We start from the raw sequence: 12,768 nt of genomic DNA on the forward strand, positions 1-12,768 counted from the left end.
GCCCGCATGGGCCCAGCCAGTAACCAGTACCGAGAGCGCCGCCGGGTCTTTGGCCGAAGGCGCAGCGGGGAAGCAGGCCGTCCGGTCCGGCGTACGGACCGAGGTGGTAGCGAGCCGCACCGAGACATCCCAGCTGTTCGCCAACCCTGACGGCACGTTCACGCTCGAATCGAGCGCCGCCCCTGTGCGCGCCCGTCAGGACGACGGGTCGTGGGCTCCGATCGACACCACCCTCGTCGCGGGCGCCGACGGCAGGGTAAAAGCCAAATCGACCGCGACCCGCGTGCAGTTTTCGGGTGGCGGCGCAGGCAATGACACGGTCACGCTCACGAAGGGGGACAGGAAGGTATCGCTTTCCTGGCCCGAAGCCCTGCCAAAGCCCACGCTTTCCGGCAGTACAGCGACATACGCCAATGTGCTGCCCGATGTCGACCTGAAACTCGCTGCGACAGCCGGCGGTTTCACACAGGTCCTCGTGGTCAAGACCGCCGCTGCGGCGAAGCATCCGAAGCTCGACAAATTGACCATGGCGGTCAAGACCGCAAACCTCAAAACGCTCCCCGGGCGGGACGGCGGGCTACGCTTCGTCGACGCCAACGGCGCGACGGTCTTCGACAGCCCAGCGGGCAAGATGTGGGACTCCACCGGCGAACAACAGGAGAAGAAGGCCTCGGCGTTCAGCGTCCTTGCCACCCGCTCGGCCGCTGCTTCCGAAACGCCGAAGCCCAACGACGGCGAGGCCCCTCAGGACCCCGCCAGAGCTCCGGACCAGGGCGACAAGACCGCCGACGTATCGGTCGCGATCAACGGCGCCAACCTTGAGCTGAAGCCCGACCTCGGCCTGCTGCGCAGCCCGGAAACCGCGTTCCCCGTGTACATCGACCCCCCGGTGAGCGGTCTCACCGCGGCCGACTGGACCGCACTGTCTTCCGACGGCGACCGGTTCTGGGAGTTCACCGGAGACAAGGGCGTCGGCCGCTGTTCCAACTACGGCGGCTACCTCTGCTCGAACTCCGCATACACGCAGCGCATGTACTTCGAGTACCCGATGACTTCGCTGTACGGCAAGAAGATCCTGGACGCGACCTTCGAGGCGTACCAGACCTGGACCTTCACCTGCTCGCAGCACAACTACTGGCTGGTGCGGGTCGACCAGGACATCTCGAGCTCGACGTCGTGGGGCTCGAAGCCCAACTATGCCGACCTGATGAGCGACCGCTGGTCCGCCATGGGCAGGGGCACGCTGTGCAGCCCGTCCCAGCCTGCAGACTGGCTCCGGTTCAACGACAACCCGGACGAGTCGGACGAGAACCTGACGCCCACCGTCCAGTGGTCCGTGGACACGCAGCGCCCGAACCTCACCCTTGAGCTCCGTGCTGAGGACGAGTCCGACGCCGCTTCGTGGGCCCGGTTCCGCAGTGACGCGAAGCTGTCCGTCACCTACATCTCCAAGCCCGGCGTGCCGGACCCCGTCGGAGTCCAGAGCGGCACCACGGGGCGGGCGTGCAACACCTCGACCGCGCCTTTCGTCACCAGCACCACGACCCCGCGGTTCCTCGCCGGCGTCCAGTCCCCCGACGGCTCGCAGGCGCAGCTCCAAGCCGCGGTGGAGGTATGGAAGGCCGACGGATCCCAGATGGTCTGGGGCGCCTCGTCGCCCGACAACGCCTGGGTGGCGGACGATGCCCTACGGGACTTCACCGCCCCGGCCCTGGCTCCCCAGACCGACTATGCGGCACGGTTCGTCACCAAGGCCCACTACGCGACGGACCGGGGAGAGACCGGGGTCCTCTATTCGGACTGGTCCACCTGGTGCTACTTCCGCATCGACACCGACAGTCCACCGGCGCCCACGGTGGCCAGCGCGGACGGCATCTACAAGCCGGCCACCACAGACCCTGCCGCGGGCGGAGTCGGCGTACCGGGGAAGTTCACCTTCACCCCGGTCGACACCAACGCGACGCTGGCCGGGATCCAGTCCGATGTCGTCTCGTACAAGTGGCGTCTCAACAGCGGCGCACAGAGCAGCCCGATCGCCGTACCCGTGGGTACGGCGACGACGGTGAGCATCTCTCCGGACCAGCCCGGGGAGAACACGATCCAGGTGTGGGGCTACGACGCCGCCGGCCACAGTTCCCTGACGGGGTACTACAGCTTCAAGGTCAAGGGCGGTGAAGCTCCCGCCGGTGTCTGGTCCTTCAACGGCTCCGGCGCCGACACCAACTCCGGCCAGACGAAGCGTCCCCTGACTCTCGCAGGCTCGGCATCCGTCACGCCGCAGTCCCGGGCCGGGTCGGGCGCGCTGGCCACGAACGGCACCACCGGCTACGCCGCCTCCGCGGCGTCCCCGTTCGACAACACGAAGTCCTACTCGGTCTCGGCATGGGTCCGCCTGAATCCCGGGACAACCGGAGTCAAGACCCTCCTCGGGGTCGACGGCACGGCGGGCAGCGGCTTCTACCTCTCCTACGAGGCCACGGCCAACGTCTGGTCGTTCCGCATCCCGAAGGCGGACACCACCGAGGCCGTCACGTACCACAGGGCCGCGGGCAAGCAGCCCGCGACCCCGGGTGTCTGGACGCATCTGACGGCCGTATACGACTCTGCCGGCCAGCAGATGCGCCTCTACGTCAACGGCCGGATGCAGGAAGCAACCGCCGTACCGTCCGTCTGGAAGGCCAACGGTCCCCTCCAAGTGGGCAGGGCCCTTTGGCGCGGCACGTACGTCGACTACTTCCCCGGTTCGATCGACGAGGTCAAGACCTGGTCCAGGGAACTGACGGCATCCGAGATCGCCCAGGAAGCAAGCCTCGAGGACGAGGACGCGAGCGACGGCAGGGTGGGTGATCCGATCGCGGCCAAGGCGGGAGACTGGAACGCGACCACGGCCACGGCCGGCGGCACCACGGTTGCGGACAAGTCCGGCTACGGCCGGCCGATGACGCTCTACGGCGCCACGCTCGGAATCGACCCCGACACCGTCGGGAACCCGGACCTGGGGCTTCCCACGCGGCAGGTGATGGCTCTGGACGGAACCAGCTCGTACGCCAGCGTCACCGGCCCGCTGGTCGACGAGACCGGGTCCTTCACCGCCACGGCCTGGGTCCGACTGGACGGCGAGAAGTTCAAGGACACGACGAAGAGCTACAACGTCCGCGTGATGGGACAGTCCGGAACGGCGAATTCCTCCTGGTCGCTCCGCTACGAGCAGGCCGCTGGTTCCAGTGCCGGCAAGTGGAAGTTCGCCCGTCCCACCAGCGACGTGAACGACCCCGTTTACGCGACCGTGACCCAGTCCGACGTCGCCGACAAGGACCGGTGGGTTCGCCTGACCGTCGTCTACGACGCCCAGCAGGCGAGGAGCACCGGTGACGGCGACGCCGTCACCCGCGGAGGGATGTTCCTCTACGTGAACACCGCCCAGTCCGGTGGATCCACGGGCATCTCTCACACGACCCCGTGGCAGGCGGCCGGCAACTTCGAGGTGGGCCGTGGCATGTCCGACAGCGTGCTGAAGCGGTACTTCCCCGGACACATCGCGGACGTCCGCGTCTGGACGGGCGCCATGTCGGCTTCGACCATCGGTGACCTGTACGCGGGCGAGCAGTAGGCCCCAGTCCAGCTGGTGTGGCCCGGCCGTTTCGGCCGGGCCACACCCACACCTTCCCCACGCACGGCCCGGAAACCACCGGGTCCGCTTTGTCCTGCCCAACTCACAACAGGAAGATCCACCGTGAAACCTGTCGCACGCGGAACGAGGGTGCACAGCACCCTCGGCCGCTGGCTCGCTCGCGGCGCAGTGACCGTCTCACTTGCGCTCCTGCCACCCTTGCTGGGCTCCGGCCTCGGAGCTACGGCCGCCGGCAACGGGAACAAGTTCCCCGAACCCACGAAACCGAAGATCGACAAGGTGGTGCCGTTCAAGAAGCGGGACACCAAGGCGCCCACCGACCAGGTCGGCCCCGCCGCCGAACGCGCAAAGGAGGCCGTCGCCACCGCGCACTGGCCCAGCGCCGGCGCGGTCACGCTCAGCGCGGCCCCCGGGAAGAGGACCCAGAGAGCGACGGGCGACCTCGTCGTCGCCCTGCGCGACGGCCGGCAGCCCGCGAAGGCCGGATCCGGCATCAGCGCCGCGGAGCGGAAGGACCCTCGTACGGTCACCTCCGACGCGAACAGCGTCCGGGTGGAGGTCCATGACCGGAAGGCCACGGAGCGCGTCGGCGTGGCAGGCGTTCTGCTGGGCCTGACGGCTGCGCAAGCACCGTCGGGCGAGACCGTGCAGTTCTCCCTGGACTACTCCACCTTCGGTTCCATGTACGGCGGCGACTACGGTGCCCGCCTGCGCCTGGTGCAGCTTCCCGCCTGCGCACTCACGAACCCCGAGCGCACGGAGTGCCGTGCACGAAGGCCCATCGCCGGCGACAACAACACCACGGCGAAGACGCTGACGGCAGACGTACAGGCCCAGAGCCTGGCCGCGGGCCCGATGCTCCTGGCTGCGGAGGCCGGATCATCCTCCTCGGCGGGCGACTACGGCGCGACCCCCCTGGGGCCGTCCGCGACGTGGGAAGCCGGCGGATCCACCGGCGACTTCAACTGGAACTACCCGATGCGGGTACCGCCCGCCACGGCAGGACCGGCTCCCCAGCTCTCCATCGGCTACAACTCGGGCAGCGTCGACGGCCGCACTTCGGCCGAGAACAACCAGACCTCCGTCGTCGGCGAAGGCTTCTCGATCACCGAGTCGTACATCGAGCGCAAGTACGGCTCGTGCAGGGAAGACGGGCAGACCGGCAAGGGCGACCTGTGCTGGAAGTACGCCAACGCCGCCCTCGTCCTGAACGGCAAGGCCGCCGAACTCGTCAACGACTGCACCACCGAGGCCGCCTGCGCGACGGCCTCACAGTCCGAGGCGACCGGCGGGACGTGGCGCCTCAAGAACGACGATGCCACCAGGGTCGAGCACCTCACGGGCGCCCCCAACGGTGACAACAACGGCGAGTACTGGCGCATCACCACGACCGACGGTCTCCAGTACTACTTCGGCCAGCACAAGCTCGCCGGCTGGAGCGATCACGGCACCGCGGCCGACGACGAAGTCACCGATTCGACCTGGACCGTCCCGGTCTTCGGTGACGATGCGGGTGAACCGTGCCACGGCGCCAGCTTCGACGCCTCCTTCTGCAACCAGGCATGGAAGTGGAACCTCGACTACGTCGTCGACCCGCACAACAACGCCATGACCTACTGGTACGGCAAGACGCAGAACAACTACGCCAAATCGGGCGTCGCATCACCCGGTACCTCCTACACCCGCGGCGGGTACCTCAAGCGCATCGACTACGGCCAGCGCGCCGACCAGCTCTTCACCAAGCCCGCCGCGCAGAAGGTCACCTTCATCTACGCGCAGCGGTGCGTCGTGGCCGGCGGCTGCACCTCGCTGACCGTGGACACCAAGAAGGACTGGCCGGACGTCCCGTTCGACATGATCTGCGACACCGGAAAGGCCTGCACGGGTCTGATCGGTCCCTCCTTCTTCACCCGCTACCGGCTCACCGACGTCAACACGTACGTCTGGACCGGCACCGGCACCACCAACCGGCAGGTGGACAACTGGCACCTGGACCACTCCTTCCCGGCCTCCGGAGACGCCTCGGCGCCCAGCCTCTGGCTGAAGTCGATCCGGTCCACGGGCAAGGCAGGGGGGACGGATGTCGCCATGCCACCGGTCGTCTTCTACGGCGACCAGATGCCGAACCACGTGGAAGGCGGTGACAACACCCTCCGCTACTACAAGTGGCGCGTCAGACAGGTGAAGTCGGAGAGCGGCTCGCTCGTCACGGTCAACTACTCCGATCCGGAGTGCATCAGCGGCACCAAGATGCCCGCATCACCCGACAAGAACACCCTGCGCTGCTTCCCCGTCTACTGGTCGCAAGCCGGCGGTACCCCAGAACTCGACTGGTTCCACAAGTACGTCGTCACCTCGGTCTTCCAGGAAGACCCCACCGGGGGAGGCGACACCCAGGAGACCTACTACGACTACGCCGGCGGCGCCGGCTGGGCGTACGCGGACGACGACGGCATGACCAAGGAGCAGTACCGTACCTGGTCACAGTGGCGCGGCTACTCCAAGGTGACGACGACCACGGGTGACGAGACCGGCCCCAAGGGCAAGAACTTCACCCTCTACATGCGCGGCCTCGACGGAGAAAAGGAACTCGACGGCACCCCACGAGCGGAGAAGGTCACCGACTCCACCGGCACGGCCGTCGACGACTCGCGCCAGTACGCCGGTTTCATTCGCGAGACGATCACCTACGACGGCCAGACCGAGATCAGCGCGGCGGTCAACGACCCTTGGTCCCACCGCACGGCATCCCACAAGTACGCGTGGGGAACTACCGAGGCATGGCTCGTCAAGGCCGGCACGACGACCTCGCGCACGGCAGTCACGGGCGGCACCCTCAAGAAGTCGACCACGACCACGTACGACACGACGTACGGAATGCCGACCAAGGTCGACGAGAGCGGAGACCTCGCCAAGTCGGGCGATGAGACCTGCTCCGTCAAGACCTACGTCCGCAACACCGCAGCCTGGCTGGTCAACTTCGCCTCGCGGATCGAGACCTACGCCGTGGGCTGCGGCGGCCTTGGTGCTCTCAAACTCCCCGAGGACGCCATCTCGGACCTGACCACCGGCTACGACGGCCAGGCCGTGGGAGTTGCCCCGACCAAGGGCGACGCGACCTCGGCCTACCGGCTCAGCGGGTACACGGCAGGCCAGCCCGTCTACCAGAACGTCTCGACGTCCACCTACGACCAGCTCGGACGGCCCATCACGGCGAAGGACGCCCTCGGCCGCCAGATCACGACGGCCTACACGCCGTCCGACACCGGCTACGGTCCCCTGACCAAGAAGACGGTCACCGACCCCAAGAACTACTCCGCGACGACCGAGATCGACCCGGCGTGGGGCTCGGCAACCAAGCTGACCGACGCGAACGGCAAGGTCACGGAGTGGGGCTTCGACGCACTCGGCCGCCTCGTCGCCGTGTGGCAGCCGAACCGCGTCCGCGCCCTCGGCGATGGGGCCACCACCGTCTATGCATACGGCGTGCAGCAGGACAAGGCGACCTGGGTGCGCACCGACACCCTCAAGGCTGACGGCGCCACGTACAACACCTCTTACGAACTCTTCGACTCGGCCATGCGGCCCCGGCAGACGCAAGCCCCCTCGCCCGCCGGCGGTCGCGTGATCACGGAGAAGCTCTACGACGACAGAGGCATGGCCTACAAGGCCAATGGCCAAGTCCACGACAACACCGCGCCGAGCAGCGACCTCGCATCCACGCTCTCCGGGTCGGTCCCCGCTGCCACGGAGACCCTGTTCGACGGTGCGGGTCGTCCCACCGCAGCGATCTTCTCCGTCTACGGACAGGAGAAGTGGCGAACCAGCACGAGCTACTCGGGGGACGAAACCGCGGTCACTGCTGCTCCCGGGGGGAGCGGCGTACGCACCTACACCAACTCTCTCGGCCTCGTCACCGAGCGGCGGGAGTACGCCGGTCCTGCGCCGACCGGCACCAACTTCACCAGCACGAAGTACACGTACGCGCGCGGCGGTCAGATCCAGGCCATGACAGGGCCCGACGGCGCGAAGTGGACTTACAACTACGACCTCAGAGGGAGGCTGATCTCCAAGACGGACCCCGACTCCGGAACCGTCACCTCCACCTACAACGACAACGACCAGGTCCTGACCGCTGCCACCACCCAGGGCGGCGCCACCAGGACGATCATCCAGGAGTACGACGAGCTCGGTCGCAAAACGGGTACGTGGGACGGCGTAAAGGACAACGCCCACCAGCTCACCAAGTACACGTACGACACTCTGGCCAAGGGCAAGCTCACCGCCTCCATCCGCTACGTCGGCGGAACCACCGGGCAGATCTACGCCAATTCCGTCACCGGATACGACTCGATGGGCCGGGCCACCGGCGTGAGGACGGTCCTGGCGGCCACTGACCCACTGGTGGTCGCCGGAGCCCCGCAGACGTTCACCACGTCCACGGCCTACAACGTCGACGGGACGGTCGGCAACCTCAGCCTCCCGGCGGTCGGCGGCCTGCCCGCCGAGACGGTCGCCTACACCTACAACAGCCTCGGCCTGGCGATGGGCGTGGAGGGCATGGCGGACTACGTCCGGTCCGTCGGCTACTCCCCATTCGGAGAGGCCGAGCAGACCACTCTGGGCATCTCCAGCACCGCCAAGCAGATGCAGGTCCTCAACCGCTACGAGGACGGCACACGCCGCCTCATGAACATCCACACTCTTGACGAGACGAACCCCGGCTACACCAGCGACATCGACTACGCCTATGACGCCAGCGGCAACGTCCTTTCGGTCAAGAACAAGGCCGGTACAGCGGACAGTCAGTGCTTCGCCTACGACGGCTACCGCCGACTGACCGAGGCTTGGACGCCCACGTCGAACGACTGCTCGACCACCCGCTCGGCAGCAGCACTTGGTGGCCCCGCGCCCTACTGGAACAGCTGGACCTACAAGGTAGGCGGGCTTCGCGACACCCAAACGGTGCACGCCGCCGCGGGTGACACCAAGACCACCTACACCTATCCCGCCGTGACCGCCGCCGGCGGAGGCCAGCCGCACACGCTCCGCACGGCCGTAACCGGGGCGAAGACGGATGCCTTCGCCTACGACGAGACGGGCAACACCACGGCCCGCAAGTCTCCGGCCGGCGCCGACCAGACCCTCAAGTGGAATACCGAAGGGAAGGTCGAGAGCCTCACCGAAGGCGCAAAGACGACCCAGTACCTCTACAACGCCGATGGCGAACTGCTCATCCGTCGCAGCGGAACAGAGAACGTCCTGTACCTCTACGGCCAGGAACTCCACTACGACCCGGTCAAGAAGGCCTTCTCCGGTCAGCGCTACTACGCGGCGGGCACCGGTAAGGCAGTTCGAACCAACGCCGGCCTGAGCTGGCTCGTCGATGATCACCACGGCACCGCCTCGCTGACCGTCGACGCGACGACGCAGGTGGTTACCCGCCGCTTCACAAAGCCGTTCGGCGAGAGCCGCGGCCCCAGCCCGTCCTCGTGGCCCGACGACAAGGGTTTCCTCGGAAAGCCCGCGGACTCGACGACCGGCCTCACTCATGTCGGTGCACGCGAGTACGACCCGACGGTGGGCCGGTTCCTCACGGTCGACCCGGTCTTCGATGCCGAGGACCACGAGTCCCTCAACGGGTACGCCTACGCGAACAACACGCCTGTCACCATGTCGGACCCCACCGGCCTCAAGCCCATCATCACGCAAGAGGGCGGACAGGCAGATGAGGCATACCTCAAGGCGAACAACGCGTTTTGGACGGGCGGGCCGGGTGGGTGGACGTACAACCAATCACGCGTGGACAAGCTTCAGTTCGCTGACGGGTCAAGTGGCGCCCTGATTACCACGACCAGCTACGGAGGAGGAAGCGCCAGCAAGATCACGCAAACGCTGATCAAGGGCCCCAAGCCGGCACCCACCACGAAGGAGGGCGAAAAGCCGATCAGGAATTCGAAGGGCTACATGACCTGGGGAGCGGGAGAGGGGTATGTAGACCCGGACAACATCGAGCGCGGACCGCTGGCCATGTGGCAAAAGGTTGCCATAGGCATCGCGGCAGTCATTGGACTGGCGGTCACGGCAGCCCCGGTTCTCGCCCTTGCGGGCGAGGCCTGTATCGCAGCAGCCATAGCCTGCGCAGAAGGCGCCGCGGACCTCATAGCTGGGGAAGCGGCGGGCAGTGGCGTCACCGTCATGGGTGTCGGCGGCGGTACCTACCTGATGGGTGAGGCTGACACCTTCCAGCAGGTCGCGATAAGGAAAACCGATTCGGTTGAGAATTTCCATGACGTTGTGGTGCATGGAACGCCCCACGATTTCGGACGCAACCTCGACTCCTGGGACAAGGGTGAAAACTTCGGCCACCGAGTCCTGGCAAACATCGTGAAGAACGATGAGGCGTGGGGTGGAGGTCCGATCCGACTGCTGTCCTGCAATACTGGGGTGGACGGCGCCACTGCGGCACAAAACCTCGCCAACAAGCTCGGCGTGGACGTCCTGGCCCCCAATGGGTTCGTGTACATTTACTCCAGCGGGCGTGTCGTTCCTCGCTTTACGGAACACGGATCGTCACAGGAATGGCGGCTGTTCACGCCTGGAGGAAATAAATGAGTAGTGGAGCCCGCCTGATCCCAGTCGGTTTCTATTCAGACATCGAGTTTGGCCATTCGGGGCAGCCGACGCTTTACGAGTCGATCGTCAAGCCGCACCCGGACAAGGATCTCATTCTCGGATATCTGAGATCTGCCTACATGATTCTCGTGGGGGGCATGGGCATGCGCGACGAACTTTCACCCGATCGGGAGTTCGTTGACGAGTTCAAGCTGATGACGGATGGCGTCTGGATCTGGCCCAGCAGCTATCCGCACTACGTCGAGCGCTATGACGCGGAGATCCCGCCCCTCCTCGCGGAGCTGGCGGCATCTCGAAACTGGGTTCCCCCAACCTTCCACGAAGAAGAGTTTGAGGATCGAATGCCGTTCGGCGACTAAACTGACTGGCAGCTACTAGTTGGAGGGGGTGCGAAGTGGTTCGCACCCCCTCTCAACCCCGGGCGGTGGGCCACCACCCCGCCGCGCGACGAGACGCCAACACACCTGACGAACCGTCACCAAAGTCGACATGGGGACAGGCCGACCGAGCGGCCGCCTCGGAAAGGTGCCGGTCAGCGCACCGACACGGACCCGGGGGCGGTAGAGCTTGCATCACGTCGACAAGAATGTAGACGCAGGGGTGGAGATTTAGGTTAGCCTTCCCTTATGCAGCTCATACATCTGGCCGCCGCGGCCGGCTACACCACGCCTCCGCTCTGGCGCGTCCTCACCAAGGCCGGCTACTTCGTCGGCCTGTCCGGGGCCATCGGAGCCACCGTCACCTACGCGGCATCAGTACGCCCCACGCTGCGCGCCCCGGAGAGTCATAGCGGCGACGTGGCGGTCATACGACGAAGAACGGCAGGCTACCTGGCCTGGGCCGGAGTTGTTCTGCTCGTCGCGGGCTACTTCCAGCTCGCGGCCCGCCTGGCCCGTGCCGGAAAGGGCATGCCGTTCGGCGACGCCCTCTCGCCCAGCCGAATCTGGGACTTCCTTCTCGCTCCTGCGGCCAAGGGCGCGTGGATCGCTCAGGGCACGATCTACCTGGCGCAGAACGCCGTCCTGGTCATCGCCTCCGCCACGTTGATCGCGCTGTTCCTCCCGAAGGTGCGTCAGCGGCTGGACGTCCTCGCGCTGACCGCCCTGCCCCTGAGCCTCGCGGTCACGCTGATCGGGGCGGTGCCGGCCACCAAGCCGAAGGACGCGGACAAGGTCCTGGACCTCGTCTTCGGCCAGACCCACATCATCAGCGGTGTGGTCTGGGTCGGCGGCCTCGCGTTCCTCGCCGCACTCGCCACCTCCCGCAGCCGCCTCGGCGACAACGCGGGCCTGCTGTGGGCGGACGTCTGGCGCCGCTTCTCCCTCGTCGCCCTCGTCAGCGTCGGTGCGGTCCTCACCTCCGGGCTGTGGCTGAGCTGGAAGCACGTCGGCGCCATCAGTCAGCTCTGGACGACGACCTACGGGCTCTTCGTCCTCATCAAGATCCTCCTGGTCCTCGGCATGATGGCGGCCGGCACCGTCAACCAGTTCTGGTTGATGCCGCGCATCGTCAAGGCCCGTGAGGCCGACGACACTTCCTCGCTCCTGCACCTGACCCTGCGGCACTTCCCCAAGGTGGTCTGGGGCGAGGTCGCCCTCGGGATCGCCGTTCTGGCCGTGGTCCCCTTCCTCAGCGGCTCCGCCCGTTCCGAGGCCGGCAGCCCGGCCGCCGTCTCGAGCGGCAGCATCTTCACCGTGGGTGTACTCCTCGTCCTCACCCTGGCGGCTTCGCTGTACATCACCGTCAAGGCGTCGGACGCCCTTGCCCGGCGCGCGGCTGCCACCACGGCCTGACACCCGATCCGATCTCACAGCCGGCCCGCACTGACGGGGATCCGGACCGTGGAACGACCTGAGGGCGGCCCCGTTGCGGGGCCGCCCTCACCGTTGTATCTCCGCCTGCGCACGAGCCCGGAGCCGGGTCTCGGCTCAGGTGAGGCTGCCTCAGCCGGAGGCGACCTGATATGAGTTGATCATGAATGCAGAAACTCTTGACCCGATGGAGCGCCTGCTCGCAGAGCGGGCATGCGAGCGACTGGTCGTCGAATTCGTCCACCGGCTCGACCTCGGGGACCCGAGCTCGGTGGCGGACCTCTTCACGCAGGACGGCACCTGGGAATGGCCCGCCGGCGACCGCCGCATTGCGGGGCACGACGCCCTGCGCATCTACTTCGGCACACGGCCCGCAGACCGACTGTCACGCCGCATATGCACCAACATCCTGGTCACCGTGGCCTCTGCGGACACCGCCTCCGCCACCACCTACTTCACCACGTACCGTGTCGACGGCTACAGCGAGGGCCTCGTACCGCCGCGGCCCCCGGTTCAGGTGGGGCACTACGAGGACACATTCCGCAAGGTGGACGACACGTGGCTGCTCACCACGCGGACTCTCTTCCTCTCCTTCGCCGGTCCCACGGAACGCCTCGACGTGCCCGGCCGGTCATAAGAGCCGGCAAAGCCCTGCTCGCCACCGACGCCCTCATGCTCGAATGACCCGGG

Annotated in this window: 6 protein-coding genes; 5 read left to right on the forward strand and 1 reads right to left on the reverse strand. The window is 66.8% G+C overall.

Annotated features, from left to right (window positions below):
- Nucleotides 1-195 precede the first annotated feature (195 nt).
- A complete protein-coding gene (locus AB0D29_RS14420; protein ID WP_362854240.1) occupies nucleotides 196-537 on the reverse strand; it encodes a hypothetical protein in 342 nt (113 codons plus the stop codon).
- Here AB0D29_RS14420 and AB0D29_RS14425 point away from each other — a divergent pair.
- The 5 genes from AB0D29_RS14425 (at nucleotide 527) to AB0D29_RS14445 (ending at nucleotide 12,715) form a co-directional block, all read left to right on the forward strand.
- Nucleotides 527-3,610 carry a LamG-like jellyroll fold domain-containing protein gene (locus AB0D29_RS14425; protein WP_362854241.1) on the forward strand — a complete coding sequence of 1,028 codons (3,084 nt, stop codon included), beginning with the start codon at nucleotides 527-529 and terminating at the stop codon, nucleotides 3,608-3,610. The two genes, AB0D29_RS14420 and AB0D29_RS14425, sit on opposite strands and share 11 nt — an antisense overlap.
- A 189-nt stretch (nucleotides 3,611-3,799) precedes the next feature.
- The gene (locus AB0D29_RS14430; RefSeq protein WP_362854242.1) at nucleotides 3,800-10,246 is read left to right on the forward strand and encodes an RHS repeat-associated core domain-containing protein; all 6,447 of its coding nucleotides are present in this window, start codon (nucleotides 3,800-3,802) and stop codon (nucleotides 10,244-10,246) included.
- The gene (locus AB0D29_RS14435; RefSeq protein ID WP_362854244.1) at nucleotides 10,243-10,626 is read left to right on the forward strand and encodes a hypothetical protein; all 384 of its coding nucleotides are present in this window, start codon (nucleotides 10,243-10,245) and stop codon (nucleotides 10,624-10,626) included. The genes AB0D29_RS14430 and AB0D29_RS14435 overlap by 4 nt, the downstream gene beginning before the upstream one ends.
- A gap of 267 nt (nucleotides 10,627-10,893) precedes the next feature.
- Nucleotides 10,894-12,060, forward strand: coding sequence for a CopD family protein (locus AB0D29_RS14440; protein WP_362854246.1), 1,167 nt, complete (start codon nucleotides 10,894-10,896; stop codon nucleotides 12,058-12,060).
- Nucleotides 12,061-12,241: 181 nt separating this feature from the next.
- Nucleotides 12,242-12,715 (forward strand): nuclear transport factor 2 family protein, encoded by a 474-nt coding sequence (locus AB0D29_RS14445; protein WP_362854248.1) that lies wholly within the window; start codon nucleotides 12,242-12,244, stop codon nucleotides 12,713-12,715.
- Nucleotides 12,716-12,768: the final 53 nt, after the last annotated feature.

The sequence above is a fragment of the Streptomyces sp. NPDC048424 genome, assembly GCF_040651555.1.
Classification (GTDB): Bacteria; Actinomycetota; Actinomycetes; order Streptomycetales; family Streptomycetaceae; genus Streptomyces.